Here is a 17,893-nt window from a genome sequence, read left to right on the forward strand (position 1 = left end):
CATGCCGGGCGCCCCTTCCTCGTACGTACTTCCGGAGGACTCAGTCGTCCGGGTCCGCCCGGTCCAGCGCCGGACGCGGCGGCGGGCCGCCCGCGTTCAGCAGGTGGTCCGCTGCGGCCGTGTCCGTGACCAGGCTGGTGACCAGCCCGGAACGGAGCACCGCGTCGATCGCGGCGGCCTTGCGCAGTCCGCCCGCGATGGCGACCACCTCGGGAATCCGGCGGAGCCGGTCCGCCTCGACGGTGATGCAGCGCTCGCCGAGGTCACGTCCGACCCGGCGGCCCTCCGCGTCGAAGAGGTGCGCGGACGTCTCGGCGGCGACACCGAGGGAGGCGTAGTGCGCGCGCTCCTCGTCCGTCAGCATGTCGTGGACCGTCGAGATGCCCGGCTCCCACGAGCCGATGGACACACAGGCGACCGTCACCTTGTCGAAGTAGTCGAAGGCGCGGGCGATCCCGGTCTGGTTGCGCAGCGCGGCAGCGGTCGCCGGGTCGGGCAGCAGCATCGGCGCGTAGATCGGGTGGGCCTCGCCGCCGGAGACCTGGGCGGCCCTGCGGACCGCCTCGACCGAGCCGCGCTCGGCCGTCCCCGCGTCGTACACACCGGTCAACTGCACGACCGTGCACGGCGGGAGGTGGTGCAGGGCGGCGGCCATGTGAATGGTGGAGCGGCCCCAGGCCAGGCCCAGCACATCGCCCTCGTTGACCAGTTCGCCGAGCAGGTCGGCGGCGACCTCGCCCAGGTTCTCCGGGTCGGGGGCGTCGTCGGCCGCATCGGCCGGGGACTCGACGACCACGGCATGCCGCAGGCCGTACCTGGCGCGCAGGGCGTCGGAGCGCTCCGCGTCCAGTTCGGCGGGGACGCGGATCTCGATCCGTACGAGATCACGTTCGAGAGCGGTCTCCAGGACCCGGGCCACCTTGAAGCGGCTGACGCCGAACTCCTCGGCGATCTGGATCTTGGATTTGCCCTCAAGGTAGAAGCGGCGGGCCATCGCCGCCGCCTGAACCAGCTCAGCGGGTCCCATCCGCATGGCCGACCGGCCCGCTGACATCGCAGACACCGCGATCTCCTTACCTTGGTTCACTTTCACACAATGGTTCGTCGTTCATCCTGTCAGATGTGACGCACCTTGATCAGCCCTGCGGGCCCACGTTCATTTTGCCTTCTTATTACCGTGGCCGTGCCGCTGCTGCAGCGCCGTTCCCCGGGCATCAGTGTGCGCAGGCCCAGGATGCCTTGGCCGTCGTCTCGTCGGCCTGGTGGCGCAGCATGCGTACGGCGGCCGCCGGGTCGTCGGTGTTGTAGACGGCGGAGCCCGCGACGAAGACGTCCGCGCCCGCCTCGGCGCACCGTTCGATGGTGGAGGCGGAGACGCCGCCGTCCACCTGGAGCCACAGCTCCAGTCCGTGCTTGGAGATCAGCTGCCGGGTACGGCGGATCTTCGGCAGCATGATGTCGAGGAACGACTGCCCGCCGAAGCCCGGCTCGACCGTCATGATCAGCAGCATGTCGAGCTCGGGGAGCAGGTCCTCGTACGGCTCGATGGGCGTGGCCGGCTTGAGCGCCATGGACGCGCGGGCGCCCTTGGCACGGATCTCGCGCGCGGTACGGACCGGGGCGGCGGCCGCCTCGGCGTGGAAGGTCACGGAACCGGCGCCCGCCTCGACGTACTGCGGCGCCCACCGGTCCGGGTCCTCGATCATGAGGTGGCAGTCCAGCGGAATGTCCGTGGCCCTGCTCAGCGACTCGACGATCGGCACGCCGAGGGTGAGGTTCGGCACGAAGTGGTTGTCCATGACGTCGACATGGAGCCAGTCGGCGCCTTCGACGGCCCTGGCCTCATCGGCGAGCCGGGCGAAGTCGGCGGACAGGATACTGGGATTGATCTGCGCTGCCATGCCCCAAGCCTGCCATGCCCCAACCCGGTTCCCCGACCGGGTGTTCCAGCCCCTACCCCTCCAGCCCCAGCCCCCGAGCCTCCTTGGGCACAGGGGCCGCCCCCTGGGGCGGGACGGGTGGGCAAGGGGGCGGCCCCTCGCGCTGACCGTGCCCGCTCACGACTGCCCACCCCCGACACCGCCCCGCTACCTCAGCCCACCCGCCTCAGCACCGCCAGATACATCGCATCCGTCCCATGCACATGCGGCCAAAGCTGCACATCCGGCCCGTCCCCCAACGCCGAAACCCCCGGCATCAGCGGCCGCGCGTCCACCCACTCCACCTCGAACGGCTCGTTGCCCGCGCCCTTGCCCTTGATCACGTCGTCCACCACGGTCCGCGTCTCCGCGAGGTGCGGCGAGCAGGTCGCGTACCCCACGACCCCCCCGACCCGTACGGCCTTCAACGCTTCCCGCAGCAGCCCGCGCTGCAGCGGAGCAAAACCCTCCAGGTCCTCCGGCCGGCGCCGCCACCGCGACTCGGGACGTCGGCGCAGCGCGCCAAGACCCGAGCACGGCACGTCCATCAGCACCCGGTCGAAGGTGCCGGGCAGCCACGGCGGACGCGTACCGTCCGCGGCGATGACCTGGTAAGGACCGGGGTTCCCCGCCAGCGCCTGCGCCACCAGACGCGCGCGGTGCGGCTGCTTCTCCGAGGCGAGCAGCGCCGCGCCCCGCTCGGAGGCGAGGGCGGCGAGCAGCGCCGCCTTGCCGCCGGGGCCCGCGCAGCCGTCGAGCCACTGCTTGTCGGGGCCCTCCACCGGGGCGTTGGCGAGGGCCACGGCCACGAGCTGGCTGCCCTCGTCCTGGACGCCCGCGCGCCCGTCCCGTACCGCGTCCAGCGCACCCGGCTCGCCGCCTTCGGCCATCCGTACCGCATAGGGCGACCAGCGCCCCGGCAGCCCGGACTCCTCGCCCAGCACGTCGAGGAGTTCGTCCGCGGTGGACCGGCCCGGTCGGGCGACCAGCGTCACCTCGGGGCGCTCGTTGTCGGCTTCGAGGAGGTCCTCGATGCCGCCCCGGCCGCCGCCCAGCGCGTCCCACAGCGCGGAGACGATCCAGCGCGGGTGCGAGTGCACCACGGCGAGGTGCTGCTCGGCATCGTCCTCGTACGGCGGAGCCACCTGCTCCACCCACGTCTCCAGGTCCTGCTTGGAGATCTTGCGGAGCACCGCGTTGACGAACTTCGCGCGTCCCTCGCCGAGCACCACCCGCGCCAGCTCCACGCTGGCCGAGACGGCCGCGTGGGTGGGGATGCGGGTGCCGAGCAGCTGGTGGGCGCCGAGCGCGAGCACGTCGAGCACCGGCGGGTCGACCTCGCGCAGCGGCCGGTCGATGCAGGCCGCGATGATCGAGTCGTACGTGCCCTGCCTGCGCAGCGTGCCGTAGACGAGCTCGGTGGCGAGCGCGGCGTCGCGCCCGTCGAAGCCCTCGTTCTTCTCGCGGGCCTTCTTGAGCAGCGGCGGCAGCACCAGGTTCGCGTACGCGTCCCGCTCGTCGACGGCGCGCAGCGCCTCGAAGGCGAGGAAGCGGACGGGGTCCTTCTGGGGCTTGCGGTGCGGCTTGTACGGCTTGCGCGCGGGACGGCTCTGCTGGGGCTTCTGGTCGCTCAAAAGGTGCTCCGCTTAAGTGAGGGGGTTCCCCTCAGCGTACGTCCGCCGTGGTCAGAAGCTCGCCGGGGGCGATGCGCACGCCCCTCGCCCAGTCCGCCGCCCTCATCGGCTTCTTGCCCTGCGGCTGCACCCAGAGCAGCTCGACCGCGTGCGAACCGGTGCCGACGTGGACGTTGTTCTTGCCCGCGGACAGCTCGCCGGGAGCAAGATCGGTGCGCTCCGCCACCGGTCCCGCCTGCACCAGCTTCAGCCGCTCGCCGCGGAAGACCGTCCACGCGCCGGGCGCGGGGGTGCAGCCGCGCACGATGCGGTCGACGCGCAGCGCGGGGGCCCGCCAGTCGACCTGTGCGTCCTCGACGGTGATCTTCGGGGCGAGGCTGATGCCGTCGGCGGGCTGCGGAACGGGCTTCAGCGACCCGTCCTCGATGCCGTCCATGGTGGCCACGAGCAGGCCGGATCCGGCGAAGGCGAGCCGGGTCAGCAGGTCACCGCTGGTGTCCGTGGGGCGCACGTCCTCCGTGATCACGCCGTACACCGGGCCGGAGTCCAGCCCCTGCTCGATCTGGAAGGTCGACGCACCCGTGACCTCGTCGCCGGCCATCACCGAGTGCTGCACGGGGGCGGCGCCGCGCCAGGCGGGCAGCAGCGAGAAGTGCAGGTTGACCCAGCCGTGGGCCGGGATCTCCAGGGCCGACTTCGGCAGCAGCGCGCCGTACGCCACGACCGGGCAGCAGTCCGGGCCGATCTCCCGCAGCCGGGCCTGGAACTCCTCGTCGCGCGGCTTCACCGGCTTGAGCACCTCGATCCCGGCCTCCTCGGCCCGGTCCGCGACGGGGCTGGCGACGAGACGGCGGCCGCGCCCGGCGGGGGCGTCGGGCCGGGTGACGACGGCGACGACCTCGTGCCGGGAGGCGATCAGGGCGTCCAGGGCGGGAACGGCGACCTCGGGGGTGCCGGCGAAGACGAGCTTCATGGGAATGTACGAGCCTCTCGGTCGGCGATCGGGCAGCGCACCAGTCTATGGGCGACGTCCCGGACCCGCCCCAGGGGGCGTACGCACATCCGTGCGCCCCGCGCATATGCGGACACGCCCCTGGAGCGTGACCACAACACCGGGTGGCGCGTTGGTCAAAAGAGATTGACCGAAACGGGCCGACGACCTGACGGCCCCGTCCTTCATTCGTCCTTCTTCATTCAACGCCGGTTCGAGAGGCTTTTTCATGGCCGACCACGCAACCCATGACGCCCAAGCGCGGGCCAGCCTGCACCTGTTGGTACGGGACATCGAGCGGGTCCGCCGACAGGTGGACGCGCTGCGTACCCTCACCGCCCAGCTGGGCAACGTCTACCGCCCGCGCCGCTCGGGACCCTCCACGGGCTTCGTCGTGTACGGGCGGGCCCCCGCCCCGACCGTCCGCCTCGCGCAGGAACTGCGGGACAGCGTCGAGACACTGGTGACCGCCGCCGTGGACTTCGACCGCTCGCTCGGTTTCTCGTGGGACGCGGTGGGTTCGGCGCTCGGGGTCACCAAGCAGGCGGTGCACCGCCGTTACGGCGCACGCCGGGCCACGGCGCAGTCCGCGAACGGGACCGCCCCGGACCACCACGGCACGGACTCCGTGTCCGCTTCGTCCGTCCCCTCCGGATCCCTGTCCGCTTCGTCCGCCCCTGCCGGGTCCCTCCCGCCCGCCCCCACCACCTCGCCTTCGCCCTCCTCACCCTCTTCCGCGTCCTCCCCCGCTTCCGCGACCGGATCGACCGCGACAGCGACGGCCCCCGTCGCCACGCGGACGATGCCCGGAACCCTGCCCGCGGTCCCCGCCGCCCGCTCCATGCCGCCGCAGCCGACGGCGAGCAGCCAGTCCCTCCGCGAGGATTCCCGCTCCGCCCCCTTCCCCGGCCCGCGCAACGGCTGACCCTCTCCGCCCCACCGGTGCCCCCTGCCGTCCCCCGGCAGGGGGCACCCCCCTGTCACCTCTCCCTCGTCACCCGATGTCCGGCGGATCCACCCTGATCCGCACGCCCTCGCCCGCTCCCCCGCTTCCCCCTCGGGCCATCCTCGCCGCCTGCGCCACCTTCAGCGCCGCCGCCAACGCCGCCCCCCGCCCCGGCGGCACCCGTACCAACGCCCGCTCCCACTGCTCCCCCACCGGCGGATCCTGCGCCCGCCGAGGCCGCCCCGGATCAGCCACCGGCAACGGAATCGGCCCCAACACCTCGGCCTCCAGCGGCAGTTCCGCCACCCGCAGGAACTCCGCCACGTCGTCCCCGCGCCCGCTCACCGCCGCCATCCGCGACACCGGCGGAAAGCCCAGCTCGGCCCGCTCGGCCAGCTCCCGCTGCGCGCTGCCGACCGGGTCCCACCGCACCAGCGCCTGTACGGGCCGCAGCGTCGGCTCGGCGACGATGACCACCGTGCCGCCCGCCGCCTGTCCCCGTACCAGCGAGGCCGCCGCGATCCACCGCCGCAGCGCGTCCTCCCCTGCCCGCAGGTCGGGCCGCCCGAGCATGGCCCACCCGTCCAGCAGCAGGGCCGCCGCGTACCCGCCCTCGGCGACGGGCTCCGCACCGGGCGTACTCACGACCAGAGCGGGCACGCCGGGCACCACGTCCAGCACGTGGTCCCGCCCCGAGGTCCGCACCGGCACCGTAGGAAACGCCCGGCCCAACTCCTCGGCGGTCCGCCGCGCCCCCACGATCTGCGCCCGCAACCGGTTGAACCCGCACTCCGCGCAGGTCCAGCCCGTCTCGGTCCTACCGCACCATCCGCAGTGCAACTCCCGTGCGTCGGGGGCCTCCAGCGGCCCCGCGCAGTGCTTGCACCGGGCCGGCGTCCGGCACCGCTCGCACGCCAGCCGCGGTACGTACCCCCGCCTCGGCACCTGCACCAGCACGGGCCCGCTCTTGAGCCCTTCCCGTACGGTCTGCCAGGCCAGGCTCGGCAGCCTGGCGGCCCGCGCCGCCTCGTCGCGCGCCAGCTCCTGGTCCCCCACGGTCCGTACGAGCGGGGCGGCGATCCGCACCTGCTCGCGCCCCGCCGCCAACGGCCTGGCCCACCCGCTCGCCACCAGCTGCGCGGCCTCGACCGTACAGCTCGTACTCCCCAGCAGGAACGCGCACTTGTCCTGGGTGGCCCGCAGCTCCAGCACCTCGCGCGCATGCGGCAGCGGCGCGTGCTGCTCGCTCAGATTCCCGTCCCCGTCGTCCCACACCACGACCAGCCCCAGGTCCCTGACCGGCGCGAACATCGCCGACCTGGTCCCCACCACCGCCCGCACGACCCCCCGCCGCACCGCGAGCCACTCCCGGTACCGCTTCTCGGGCCCGGCGTCGGCGGTGAGCACGGCGTGCCGTCCCTCCCCCAGGACCTCGCCCAGGGCCGTGTGCACCCGCTCCACGCTCCGCCCGTCGGGCACCACGACGAGCGCCCCCCGCCCCGAGGCCAGCGTCGCGGCGACCGCCCGCGCGATCTCCTCCGCCCACAACGGCCCGGGCAGCGCCGTCCACACGGCGCGCGGCGCACCGCCGCCGGCCAGCGACTCCAGAAAGGCCGCCCCCTGCTCGTACCGCCCCCAGCTCCCCGTCCCGGGCGGGGCGGGCGCGGGCAGCGCGGCGGGGAACTCCTTCTTCTCGGCCCGTGCGTTCCTCGGGGGGATCGCCAGTTGCAGCACATCGGCCAGGCTTCCCGCATACCGGTCCGCCACGGCCCGCGCCAGAGCGAGCAGCTCCGCGCTGAGCACCGGCTCGGGCGACACCACCTGCGCCAGTGCCGCCAACGGTCCGTTGTAGTCCGACTCGGCGACCCGCTCGACGATGAACCCGTCGATCAGCCCGCCGCCCTCCCGCCTGCCGTCCCGGACCCGGTGCGCCCCCGCCCCGAACCGCACCCGCACCCGCACGCCCGGCCGGGCGTCCGCGTCCAGCTCCTCGGTCACCGCGTAGTCGAAGTACCGGTCCAGGTGCAGCACCCCCTTGTTGACCATGACCCGTGCCACGGGCAGCTCAGCGGCCAACGGCGCCCCCCGCCAGGTCCGCGGCTTCGCCTTCGGCACCTGCTTCTCGTGCCGGAGGAACTCCCGCATCAGCGCAAGCTGCTCGGGCGGCCCGTCCTGCGGATCGCCCTGCGTGCCCTGCTGCTGGTCGTCGTCGCTGCTCACAGCCAAATTCCTACCAGACGGCACTGACAGCCGACGTGCGCCCACCGGCCTCCCACCGGCCGCCCGCCGCCGCTCGCATCCGCCGCGGGAGTGCGCCGACTGCCCGATATCGCCGTCTCGACAGCCCGAAGCGGATGCGGTTGCCTCCCTTTCCGGAAACGGGAAACTTCCCCGGCCGCCTTGTCCGCGCCGTCTCCCGGGCCGAACCTGGCTCGCGACGACGGACGCGAGGACGGACCCGACGGGGTGCCCGGCCGCTTACCGCACCAGGGGGTCGAAGTGCCGGAACAGCCTTCCACGTTCGGCAGTGAACTGCGCCGTGCCCGTCAGGCGGCGGGCCTGACCGTGGCCGAGCTCGCTGCCCGAGTGCACTACAGCAAGGGCCAGATCAGCAAGGTCGAGACCGGGCACAAACGGCCCACCGACGAACTGGGCCGGCTCTGCGACGCGGAACTGGGCGCCGACGGCGCCCTGCTCTCCCTGCTGCCAGGTGCGGGCCGCACGGCCCCGTTCGGCCCGCACCGCACGGCCCCGCCGGGACCGGCCCGCCGCCAGATCGTCACGGCGGGCGCCGCCTCCGTACTCGCGGGCACGGTGACCGTACTCGCGGACACCCCGGCCGCCGCCTCCGCGGGCGGCGGGGCGCCGCCCCTTCCCCCGGCCGACGGCCCCCTCCTCGACATCCACCTCGCCCTGCTCGCCCAGTACCGCCGGCTGGGCCAGAGCGCGTCGCCCGCCGCCGTGCTGCCCGCGCTCACGGAACAGACGCGTGCGCTGCGCCGGCTGGCCGCCGCGTCCGGTCCGCGCACCGCGCGCGAGCTGCTCGCCCTGTCCGCCCGGTTCGCCGAGTTCGCGGGCTGGATGGCACAGGAGTCCGGCGACCGGACGGCGGCACTGCGCTGGACGGACCACGCGGTGGAGCTGGCCGACGCGGCCGGGGATTTCGACCTCGCGTCCTACGCGCTGGTGCGGCGCGGGCTCGTCGCGTACTACCGCGGCGACGCGGCGGGCACCGTGGCCCTCGCCCGGCAGGCGCACTCGGGCCGCGCGCCCGCCAGGGTGCGCGGCCTCGCCGCCCAGCGCGAGGCCCAGGGCCATGCGCTCGCGGGCGACCACGGCGCCTGCATGCGGAGCCTCGACCGGGCCAGGGAGCTGCTGTCCCGCGGCGGTGCGGGCGACACCTCCGCGCCCGTGCTCGGGACGACGCACCTCACCGACCCGGTGTCGATGATCACCGGCTGGTCCCTGCTCGACCTGGGCCGCCCCCGGGAGGCCGCCGAAGCCCTGGCCCGGGAGCTGTCCCGGGTCCCGGCGGGCGCCCGCCGCACCCTGGCCCGCTACGGCACCCGCCAGGCCCTCGCCCATGCGCTCGCGGGCGACCTCGACCAGGCCTGTGCGCTGACGGCGGACCTCCTGAGGACCGTCCGCGCGGTGGACTCGGCGACGGTCGCCCTCGACCTCCGACGGCTGGGCCGCGCGCTGGGCCGCCACCCCGCGCACCCGGCCGTCCGCGAGCTGGCCCCCCGGCTCGCCCTCGCGCTGGCCCCGGCCGTCCGCCCGTAACCCCTGCCGCCCCATCCGCCCGACGAAAGGCACCCGCTCATGGCCGACGTCTTCATCAACTACCGCACCGGCGACGGCGACGAGTTCGCCACCACCCTGGAGCGCGAGCTCAGCCGGCGCTTCGGCAGCGACCGGATCTTCCGGGCGAGCAAGTCGATCCCGCCGGGGACGCTGTTCGACGAGAAGCTGCTGACCGGGGTGCGGCGCAGTGCCGTACTGCTGGCGCTGGTCGGCAAGGACTGGGAGGCGTCGCCCAAGCTGCACGACCCCGCGGACTGGGTGCGCAGGGAGATCCTGGAGGCCTTCGCCTGCGCGATACCCGTCGTGCCGATCCTGATCGGCCGCCGCACGGAACGCCTGCGTCCGGATGTGCTCCCGCCCGAACTGGAGCGACTGGCCCATGTGCAGTCCCTCCGGTACGACAACCAGGACGCCGAGCGGACGCTGGGCCGCATCGGCGACGAACTGGCCCACCTGGTACCGCAGTTCGCCGAGGCCGAACGGGCGGCGAAGGCGAAGGAGAAGCAGAAGGCGGAGGCGGCGGGCGCCCCGCCGAGCCCCGGGGCCGGCTCCGTGCACAGCTCCATGGGCGACAACAGCGGTACGGCCGTCCAGGCCCGGGACATCTCAGGCGGCGTGCACCTGGGGCAGCCCACGACGCACATCGAGCACGCCCACGGCCCGGTCCAGTCCGGCTCCGGTGCGGTGCACGCCCCGCATCTCACCGGTGACGGCGCACAGTACGTCGCCGGTGACAACCGGGAGGGCATCCACCAGACCTTCGGAGCCAGGACCCGGCGCGAGGACGAGGGGCGATGACGACCGACAGCCGGTTCGCGCACGCCTACTTCGTCAACTCCGGTACGGGACCCGTCTACTTGGGCGGCCCCGACCGGGACGAGTCGCTGCTGGGCCATCCGCGGCAGAAACCGCCCCGCGCGCAGGCGGAGGACGAACTCACCCTCCTGCGGTCGCACTTCGTGGAGCCGCGCGGCTTCGGCGAGGCGTGCGAGGTGCTGGCGGAACGGCGGACCGTGCTCCTCGACTGCCGTCCGGGCGACGGCCGCTCCGCCACCGCCCAGATGCTGCTCGGCAGCTTCCTGCCCCGGAGCCGGACGCTGCGCAAGGTCTCCCCGGACGAGGAGGAGAGCCCCGACTGCCTGCTGCTGGACCCGAGCACCGTCGACGACGGCGACCGGCTGTGGCTCGACCTGTCCTCGGCCGACCCGGCCCGCTGGGAACGCGCGGTCTCCGAGCTGTCCACCTTCCGCCGGGCGCTGCACGACCGGGATGCGGCGCTCGTGGTGGTGCTGCCGGACCGCAGGGACGACTTCATCGGCTCCGCGCCCGGCTCCATGCGGTGCCGGATCTCCCGGCTTCCCGGCATGGAGACCGACATCGTCCGCAAGCACCTGCGCACCGCGGGGCACGACGTCCGGCTCGCCGACCGGCCCCCCGACGAGGTCGCCGCATGTCTCGCCGGCGAGATGGCCCTGGACCGGGTCGCGGGGCTCGCGCAGGAACTCTGCCGCTGCCTGTCGCGAGGGCTTCCCGCGGCGGCGAGCTGGGCACGCGCACTGGCCCTGGTCGCCCCCACCGGGGCGGCCGCGGACCAGTTCGACGACGTGCGCAAGGGCGGCCCCCGCACCCTGCTGCTGGCGACCGCCATGCTGCACGAGGCACGGGCGGACGCCGTGCACCGCGGTACCGCGCTCCTGCTCGACGCCACGCATCCGGAGACGGAGGTACGGGCGCTGCTGGAGCGCAAGCCGTTCAAGGAGCGGCTGCGACAGGTGCACGCCGCAGTCGACGAGGACGGCCGGGTCAGGTTCACCGGAGGCTCCGACGCGCTGGCCCGGAGCCACTTGCGCACCAACTTCCCCGGTCTGCGCGAACCGTTGCGGGCCTGGGTCGAGAAGGCGGTGAGCCTGCCCGAGCTGTCGCCGGACGAACGGGCCGCTCTGGTACGGAGGTTCGTCGAGCACAGCCTGGCCGCCGACCGCCCGGAGGACCTGGAGACGCTCGTCGTGCGCTGGGTCAAACCGATACAAGGAGTACGGGACCACCCCCGGCTCCAGGCCGCCGCGCATACCCTGCAGCAGGCGGTGGAGGACGAGCGGCACGGCAGCCATTTCCTCAGGCAGGTCCTCGAATGGGCGGTGCGCTCCCAGCTGTCCCCGCAGTTCCGCCAGGTGCTGGTCGACGTGTGCGCCCAGGGCATCGCCGTGCACCGCCCCGACGCCGCACTGGTCCGGCTGCACCACCTGGCCCGGCACGAGGGCGACCCCGGCCGGGCGCACCGGGCGCTCGTACGGCTGGTCGAGGACGACCACCGGCTGCTGCGCCTGCTGCTGTACCGCATCGCCCGCTCCTCCTCCTGCCCGCCTCCCGCCGACCCCGGAATCTTCCTCGCCCTGTCCGCACCGGGCCCCCTTCTCGACCGGGGCGGCCGCCCCCGGCCCCTGCTGGCCGAGACGCAGGTGCGCGAACACCTCGAAGACTGCTGGACAGCCGTCCTCGCCTCACGTCCCACGACCGAATGGACGCCCCGTGCGACGGACTGGCTCCGTGCCGCGTGCGGCGAAAGCCCCTACACGGAAGGCCTGTTGGACGTCCTCGTCGCGGCCTGCCGAAAACGGGGCGACCTGCTCGGGCGGCTCTACAACAGTGCCCGCAGCATCGCCGTACACCACCCCACCACCCCTCGGGCCGTCGAACTCCCGGACCTGCTCTACCGGAAGATCGTCCTGGCCCAGCGGTCCCGCACCACCCCATCCCGGGAGGACACCGCCCCATGAGTTCCGGCCAGAAGACCGTGACGGTCTTCCTCACCCTGATCACCGGGCTGCTGCTCACCATCCTGGGACTCTCCCGGGGCTGGCCGCTGTGGCTGTGGCCGCCGGTCGCGGCCCTGCTGATCGCCGTACCCCTGCTGGCGAGGCACTTCGCCGGGCGGCACCGGAACCCGTTCCCGAACGAGCTGCTGCGCGAGCCGGACCTTCCCCTCCCGCCGCTGGAGAAGCGCGAGATTCGGATCACCGACGTCGTCCTGCCCAGCAGTTACGACGACTACGACTTCCGCTTCTCGGCGACGGTCCGCTGGTGTCCCCACTCCGTCCCCGCCGGGGCCCCGCCCGTCCACGCGAGCGGTCTCGCCGTCGACGCGGTGCTGGCCCGTGCCCGGCAGCTCACCGCCGTACGCCCGCCGACCCGCACCTCGCTGGTGCAGCACGAGCTGGACGGTCATCTGGCGACCATGGACGACGACCTGACCGGCCGGGTCGAAGCCATGGCGGTCGACATCTCCCTCACCCTCTCCGACCAGGACCGGGACCGGCTCGCGAAGCTGGCCGCCGTACGCAAGGACGAGGCCGTCTGGGAACACGAGCGCAGGTACGAGCAGAGCCGCCGCGCCTACCTGGGCGACGACGTCCTGGCGAACACCGGCAGTGCGGTCGTGTGGTGGCTGCACCGCAACGACGACAAGATCGACCGGACGGTGCAGGACCTCGGGCTGCTCGCCCAGCTCACGTCGGCCGTCAACGACACCGACATCGACGAGCGACTGCGCCACCTGGTCGCGGGGCCTCCCGACGACGATCCCGACGCACCCGGAACACCGGACGGGATACGCCCGCCCGACGGCCCGCCGCATTCCCCGGGCGGGTTCGCGAAGGTTCCCGAGGAGCAGTCGGCCCCGTCCCCCGAGACAGCGTTCGGGGAGCTGTTGCGCGCGTTGAACATCGCCCCGGACGCCCCGGTGGTGCCGCTGCTCGCGATGTACGTCGCGGACATGGCGGAGCACGCGGACGAGGAGTTCGCCCAGGCCCTCCGGGACCGGTACGCTGCCGGTCCCCCCGAATCCGACGGCACGTCCGAGAGGGTGAACGGTGCGGACTCCCCGCTCCCGTTCTGACACCGGTCCGGGGGCAGCCGCCCAAGAAGTCGCCCGAGATCAAAGCGGCGAGCGGCGCACGCCCCGAAGGGCGACTTATGCCATGGACCACTCGGCCACACCGGCTCCCGACGGGGAACCGGCGGCGGGATTCGAACCCGCGAGGGTGCGTTCACCCAGAAGTATCCGCTCGCCCGCGCACCGGGCTGCCCCCACCCTAGGGCCTGTCCGACGGGTCTTGCCACGGTCGCGTGCCCTGGCACCCACATCTGCGGCGTTGTCGTCAATCTTCCCCAAGCTCTCAACTCCGTTCGACCAGGGGAGGCCCCACCCGCTCCGCGTCGCCTCAATCCTCCGCCTTGCAGCTGCACGCACCATGCCCCGCTCAGCCGAACCGAACGGGCAAGGTCACCCCTGTGCGGCCTGACCCGCCGGACAGGCCCTAGGCCCAAGTCCCGTGCGGAGCACAGCAATTCCGTGCCGTACGAGCACCCGGAAAAGCACGACGGCCCCGGACCGCGTCAAGCGGTCCGGGGCCGTCGTGAAACGACTCCCGCGGGCGAACGAATCCCGCAGGCGTACGAGCCTTACAGGCCTGCGGCCTTCTTCAGCGCGTCCACGCGGTCCGTGCGCTCCCACGTGAAGTCGGGCAGCTCGCGGCCGAAGTGACCGTACGCGGCGGTCTGCGCGTAGATCGGGCGGAGCAGGTCCAGGTCGCGGATGATCGCGGCCGGACGGAGGTCGAAGACCTCGGCGATGGCGTGCTCGATCTTGTCCGTGTCGACCGTGGCGGTGCCGAAGGTCTCGACGAAGAGACCGACCGGCTCTGCCTTGCCGATCGCGTACGCGACCTGCACCTCGCAGCGGGACGCCAGCCCTGCCGCGACCACGTTCTTGGCGACCCAGCGCATCGCGTAGGCGGCCGAGCGGTCCACCTTGGACGGGTCCTTGCCCGAGAAGGCGCCGCCGCCGTGACGGGCCATGCCGCCGTACGTGTCGATGATGATCTTGCGGCCGGTCAGGCCGGCGTCGCCCATCGGGCCGCCGATCTCGAAGCGGCCGGTCGGGTTCACCAGGAGGCGGTAGCCCTCGGTGTCGAGCTTGATGCCGTCCTCGACGAGCTGCTTGAGGACGTGCTCGACGACGAACTCGCGGATGTCCGGGGCGAGGAGGGACTCCAGGTCGATGTCGCTCGCGTGCTGCGAGGAGACGACGACCGTGTCGAGGCGGACGGCCTTGTCGCCGTCGTACTCGATGGTGACCTGGGTCTTGCCGTCGGGACGCAGGTACGGGATCGTCCCGTTCTTGCGGACCTCGGACAGACGGCGGGAGAGACGGTGCGCGAGGTGGATCGGGAGCGGCATCAGCTCCGGGGTCTCGTCGCACGCGTAGCCGAACATCAGGCCCTGGTCGCCCGCGCCCTGCTTGTCGAGCTCGTCCTCGTCGCCCTCGACCCGCTTCTCGTAAGCGGTGTCGACGCCCTGCGCGATGTCCGGGGACTGAGCGCCGATGGACACCGAGACGCCACAGGAGGCGCCGTCGAAGCCCTTCTTCGAGGAGTCGTAGCCGATGTCGAGGATCTTCTCGCGCACGAGCTGCGCGATCGGCGCGTACGCCTTCGTGGTGACCTCACCCGCGACGTGCACGAGGCCCGTCGTGATCAGGGTCTCCACGGCGACCCGGGATGTCGGGTCCTCCCGCAGGAGCGCGTCGAGAATCGTGTCGCTGATCTGGTCAGCGATCTTGTCGGGGTGGCCCTCGGTCACAGACTCCGAGGTGAAGAGACGACGGGACACAACGCTCCCTGGGGTTGCAGCGGCTGCTGGCTGATCATTGGTGGACCGGCCGGGAGCTGCGCCCGGCGTCGGTCCGCTTCCACTTTATCGGTCGCTCTTGCCTGCTGGACCACGTGTCTCACCGAATTGCCATTGTGTGATCCGCGGCACTGCATTGTGCAGTACGGAAAGTGAGCGACGCCAGGGGTAAGAAATCCCGTTTTGGCGGGATTCCCGACTCCCAAAACGTCCCAGAAGGGAGAGAACGGTCTACCCGAGACGAGGGACAATCAAGTCCCACACGACGTCGGCGAGAGCCTCCTTCGGCCCGTGGGGCACCGGGGTCTCCGCTCCGTCCGCGGCGAGCACGACCGCTTCGTTCTCCTCCGAGCCGAAGGTCTTGCGCTCCCCCACCTCGTTGACGACGAGCAGGTCACAGCCCTTGCGCAGGAGCTTCTTGCGCCCGTTGGCGAGTACGTCGTCGGTCTCGGCGGCGAATCCGACCACGACCTGTCCGGGGCGCAGCCGCTCCCCCGTACCGCCGCCCGCGACCTCGGCGAGGATGTCCGGATTGCGGACCAGCGCGATGGGCGCGGGCTCTTCGCCGTCCTTCTTCTTGATCTTCCCTGTGGCGTACGTCTCGGGGCGGAAGTCCGCGACGGCGGCCGCCATCACCACCGCGTCGGCCTCGGCGGCTGCCTTGAGGACGGCTTCCCGCAGCTGTACGGCCGTCCCGACGCGCACGATGTCGGCGCCCGCCGGGTCGGGCAGGCCGGTGTTCGCCTCGATGAGCGTGACACGGGCGCCGCGGGCGAGGGCCGTGCGGGCGAGGGCGTACCCCTGCTTGCCCGAGGAGCGGTTGCCCAGGTAGCGGACCGGGTCCAGCGGCTCACGGGTGCCGCCCGCGCTGATCACGACGTGGCGGCCGGAGAGGTCGGGTGCACCGGTTCCGCGTGCCAGGACCCTGCGGCAGGTCTCGAAGATCTCGACCGGGTCGGGGAAGCGGCCCTTGCCGGTGTCGACACCGGTCAGCCGGCCGACGGCGGGCTCCAGGACGACCGCGCCGCGGCGGCGCAGCGTCGCCACGTTCTCCTGGGTGGCCGGGTGCTCCCACATCTCGGTGTGCATCGCGGGGGCGAAGAGCACCGGACAGCGGGCGGTGAGGAGCGTGTTGGTGAGGAGGTCGTCGGCGAGCCCGTGGGCCGCCTTCGCGAGCATGTCGGCGGTGGCCGGGGCGACGACGACGAGATCGGCGTGCTGGCCGATGCGGACGTGCGGGACCTCGTGGACGGAGTCCCAGACCTCGGTGGAGACCGGGTTCCCGGACAGCGCCGACCAGGTGGCCGCGCCCACGAAGTGCAACGACGCCTCGGTCGGTACGACCCGTACGTCATGGCCGGACTCGGTCAGCCGGCGCAGCAGCTCGCACGCCTTGTAGGCGGCGATGCCCCCGCTGACCCCCAGGACGACCTTCGGCTTCTCCACAGTTACGGCTCCCCGCGCTCATCGGATGCGTACGGACCCATCACACACCACAGGCCCGACGGACGTGCCGTCGGGCCTGTGATGAAGGTGCTGGTACTGCCGGTGGGGCTGGTACTGGCTACTGCGCCGGGCCCTCGATGGCCTCCGACGTCAGCAGACCCGCGTTGATCTCACGCAGGGCGATCGAGAGCGGCTTCTCGTGGACGTGGGTGTCCACCAGCGGACCGACGTACTCCAGCAGGCCTTCGCCGAGCTGGGAGTAGTACGCGTTGATCTGACGCGCGCGCTTGGCCGCGTAGATCACGAGGCTGTACTTGGAGTCCGTGGCCTCAAGCAGCTCATCGATCGGCGGGTTGATGATGCCCTCGGGCGTGGTGATGGAAGAGGACACGCTCTACCTTCCGAAAACTTCCGGGATACCCGGCTTCCCGGAGGACCGGTCTTCTGGGGCGCCCGAAAAAAGTGGACAAAGATCAAACAACTTCCATCAAGGCTAGCAGCTCACGTGCTACGTCCTCGACGGAGGTGTTGACAAGGGTGGTGTCGAACTCGGCCTCGGCGGCGAGTTCGATCTTGGCGGCGGCCAGTCGCCGCTCGATGACCTCGGGCGACTCGGTGCCGCGGCCGGTGAGCCGACGGACCAGTTCGTCCCAGCTCGGTGGAGCGAGGAAGACCAGCTGGGAGTCGGGCTGCGACTCCTTGACCTGGCGTGCACCCTGCAGATCGATCTCCAGGAGCACGAGCTCACCCGCCTCCAGACGCTCGGAGACGGCGTTGCGCGGGGTGCCGTAGCGGTTGCCCGCGAACTCGGCCCACTCCAGCAGTTCGCCGTTGGCGATCAGCTTGTCGAACTCCTCGTCCGTGACGAAGAAGTACTGGACACCGTTGCGCTCGCCGGGTCGCGGCTTGCGGGTGGTGGCCGAGACGGAGAGCCAGACCTCGGGGTGGACCTTGCGCATATGCGACACGACCGTGCTCTTGCCGACCCCTGAGGGGCCGGAGAGCACGGTCAGCCGCGGACGTACGTCCGGGGGTGCGGGGGACGTCCCCCGGGATGTTGCAGCCATGGAGCGATTATTCCAGCTTCCCGGGGGTGCCGGGAACGCCGGACCTCCGGCGGGAGCGCTCAGGCAGCGCTGCCGCCGAATTCACGCTCCAGGGATGCGATCTGGTTGGAGCCGAGACCACGCACCCGGCGGCTCTCGGAAATGCCGAGCCGCTCCATGATCTGCTTGGCGCGGACCTTGCCCACACCGGGCAGGGACTCAAGGAGGGCGGAGACCTTCATCTTCCCGATGACGTCGTTCTCCTGGCCCTGCTTGATGACCTCGTGGAGGGAAGCGCCGGAGTGCTTGAGTCGATTCTTGACCTCGGCCCGCTCCCGGCGAGCCGCGGCGGCCTTTTCGAGCGCGGCTGCGCGCTGTTCAGGGGTAAGGGGCGGAAGAGCCACGCCTACGTCACCTCG

Annotated in this window: 15 protein-coding genes; 5 read left to right on the plus strand and 10 right to left on the minus strand. The window is 72.4% G+C overall.

The window, feature by feature from the left end; all coding sequences use genetic code 11:
- Positions 1-40 precede the first annotated feature (40 nt).
- The 4 genes from ACH4SP_RS40000 to fmt all read right to left on the minus strand — a co-directional run bounded on the left by ACH4SP_RS40000 (position 41) and on the right by fmt (position 4,526).
- Positions 41-1,054, minus strand: coding sequence for a sugar-binding transcriptional regulator (locus ACH4SP_RS40000; protein ID WP_398423152.1), 1,014 nt, complete (start codon positions 1,052-1,054; stop codon positions 41-43).
- A 160-nt stretch (positions 1,055-1,214) separates the two neighbouring features.
- Entirely contained in the window at positions 1,215-1,901 is a 687-nt protein-coding gene (rpe, locus tag ACH4SP_RS40005; protein ID WP_398422990.1) for a ribulose-phosphate 3-epimerase, read from the minus strand.
- Between the two features lie 191 nt (positions 1,902-2,092).
- Positions 2,093-3,553, minus strand: coding sequence for an RsmB/NOP family class I SAM-dependent RNA methyltransferase (locus tag ACH4SP_RS40010; protein ID WP_398422992.1), 1,461 nt, complete (start codon positions 3,551-3,553; stop codon positions 2,093-2,095).
- A gap of 31 nt (positions 3,554-3,584) precedes the next feature.
- Positions 3,585-4,526, minus strand: a complete 942-nt coding sequence (gene fmt / locus ACH4SP_RS40015) for a methionyl-tRNA formyltransferase (RefSeq protein ID WP_398422994.1) — start codon at positions 4,524-4,526, stop codon at positions 3,585-3,587.
- A gap of 247 nt (positions 4,527-4,773) precedes the next feature.
- Here fmt and ACH4SP_RS40020 point away from each other — a divergent pair, with 247 nt between their 5' ends.
- Positions 4,774-5,469 (plus strand): hypothetical protein, encoded by a 696-nt coding sequence (locus ACH4SP_RS40020; protein WP_398422996.1) that lies wholly within the window; start codon positions 4,774-4,776, stop codon positions 5,467-5,469.
- A gap of 69 nt (positions 5,470-5,538) precedes the next feature.
- On the opposite strand, the gene ACH4SP_RS40025 is transcribed toward ACH4SP_RS40020, so the two are convergent.
- Positions 5,539-7,710, minus strand: a complete 2,172-nt coding sequence (locus ACH4SP_RS40025) for a primosomal protein N' (protein ID WP_398422998.1) — start codon at positions 7,708-7,710, stop codon at positions 5,539-5,541.
- A gap of 279 nt (positions 7,711-7,989) precedes the next feature.
- Between ACH4SP_RS40025 and ACH4SP_RS40030 the strand changes: the two genes are divergently transcribed.
- The 4 genes from ACH4SP_RS40030 to ACH4SP_RS40045 are packed head-to-tail and all read left to right on the plus strand — an operon-like array spanning position 7,990 to position 13,189.
- Positions 7,990-9,273, plus strand: a complete 1,284-nt coding sequence (locus tag ACH4SP_RS40030) for a helix-turn-helix domain-containing protein (protein WP_398423000.1) — start codon at positions 7,990-7,992, stop codon at positions 9,271-9,273.
- Positions 9,274-9,312: 39 nt separating this feature from the next.
- Positions 9,313-10,092 (plus strand): toll/interleukin-1 receptor domain-containing protein, encoded by a 780-nt coding sequence (locus ACH4SP_RS40035; protein ID WP_398423002.1) that lies wholly within the window; start codon positions 9,313-9,315, stop codon positions 10,090-10,092.
- Positions 10,089-12,071, plus strand: a complete 1,983-nt coding sequence (locus ACH4SP_RS40040) for a hypothetical protein (RefSeq protein WP_398423004.1) — start codon at positions 10,089-10,091, stop codon at positions 12,069-12,071. The genes ACH4SP_RS40035 and ACH4SP_RS40040 overlap by 4 nt, the downstream gene beginning before the upstream one ends.
- Positions 12,068-13,189 carry a hypothetical protein gene (locus ACH4SP_RS40045; RefSeq protein WP_398423005.1) on the plus strand — a complete coding sequence of 374 codons (1,122 nt, stop codon included), beginning with the start codon at positions 12,068-12,070 and terminating at the stop codon, positions 13,187-13,189. Before ACH4SP_RS40040 ends, ACH4SP_RS40045 begins: the two co-directional genes overlap by 4 nt.
- Positions 13,190-13,755: 566 nt before the next feature.
- Here ACH4SP_RS40045 and metK read toward each other — a convergent pair.
- The 5 genes from metK to ACH4SP_RS40070 form a co-directional block, all read right to left on the minus strand.
- Complete coding sequence (gene metK, locus ACH4SP_RS40050) at positions 13,756-14,964, minus strand: methionine adenosyltransferase (protein ID WP_398423007.1); 1,209 nt, start codon at positions 14,962-14,964, stop codon at positions 13,756-13,758.
- Positions 14,965-15,213: 249 nt separating this feature from the next.
- Positions 15,214-16,428 carry a bifunctional phosphopantothenoylcysteine decarboxylase/phosphopantothenate--cysteine ligase CoaBC gene (gene coaBC, locus ACH4SP_RS40055; RefSeq protein ID WP_398423009.1) on the minus strand — a complete coding sequence of 405 codons (1,215 nt, stop codon included), beginning with the start codon at positions 16,426-16,428 and terminating at the stop codon, positions 15,214-15,216.
- A gap of 118 nt (positions 16,429-16,546) precedes the next feature.
- Complete coding sequence (gene rpoZ, locus ACH4SP_RS40060) at positions 16,547-16,819, minus strand: DNA-directed RNA polymerase subunit omega (protein WP_003970369.1); 273 nt, start codon at positions 16,817-16,819, stop codon at positions 16,547-16,549.
- 82 nt (positions 16,820-16,901) lie between these two features.
- Entirely contained in the window at positions 16,902-17,495 is a 594-nt protein-coding gene (gmk, locus tag ACH4SP_RS40065) for a guanylate kinase (RefSeq protein WP_398423011.1), read from the minus strand.
- Between the two features lie 59 nt (positions 17,496-17,554).
- On the minus strand, positions 17,555-17,878 hold the full coding sequence (locus tag ACH4SP_RS40070; protein ID WP_014157387.1) for an integration host factor: 324 nt from the start codon (positions 17,876-17,878) through the stop codon (positions 17,555-17,557).
- Positions 17,879-17,893 lie beyond the last annotated feature (15 nt).

It is taken from the genome of Streptomyces sp. NPDC021093 (genome assembly GCF_044333135.1).
In the GTDB taxonomy this organism is placed as follows: domain Bacteria; phylum Actinomycetota; class Actinomycetes; order Streptomycetales; family Streptomycetaceae; genus Streptomyces.

Bases quoted from the DNA above. Each gene is read 5' to 3' on its own strand.
- ACH4SP_RS40000 (WP_398423152.1), bottom strand. From the start codon at position 1,054: ATGTCAGCGGGCCGGTCGGCCATGCGGATGGGACCCGCTGAGCTGGTT.
- rpe (WP_398422990.1), bottom strand. From the start codon at position 1,901: ATGGCAGCGCAGATCAATCCCAGTATCCTGTCCGCCGACTTCGCCCGG.
- fmt (WP_398422994.1), bottom strand. From the start codon at position 4,526: ATGAAGCTCGTCTTCGCCGGCACCCCCGAGGTCGCCGTTCCCGCCCTG.
- ACH4SP_RS40020 (WP_398422996.1), top strand. From the start codon at position 4,774: ATGGCCGACCACGCAACCCATGACGCCCAAGCGCGGGCCAGCCTGCAC.
- ACH4SP_RS40035 (WP_398423002.1), top strand. From the start codon at position 9,313: ATGGCCGACGTCTTCATCAACTACCGCACCGGCGACGGCGACGAGTTC.
- ACH4SP_RS40040 (WP_398423004.1), top strand. From the start codon at position 10,089: ATGACGACCGACAGCCGGTTCGCGCACGCCTACTTCGTCAACTCCGGT.
- ACH4SP_RS40045 (WP_398423005.1), top strand. From the start codon at position 12,068: ATGAGTTCCGGCCAGAAGACCGTGACGGTCTTCCTCACCCTGATCACC.
- gmk (WP_398423011.1), bottom strand. From the start codon at position 17,495: ATGGCTGCAACATCCCGGGGGACGTCCCCCGCACCCCCGGACGTACGT.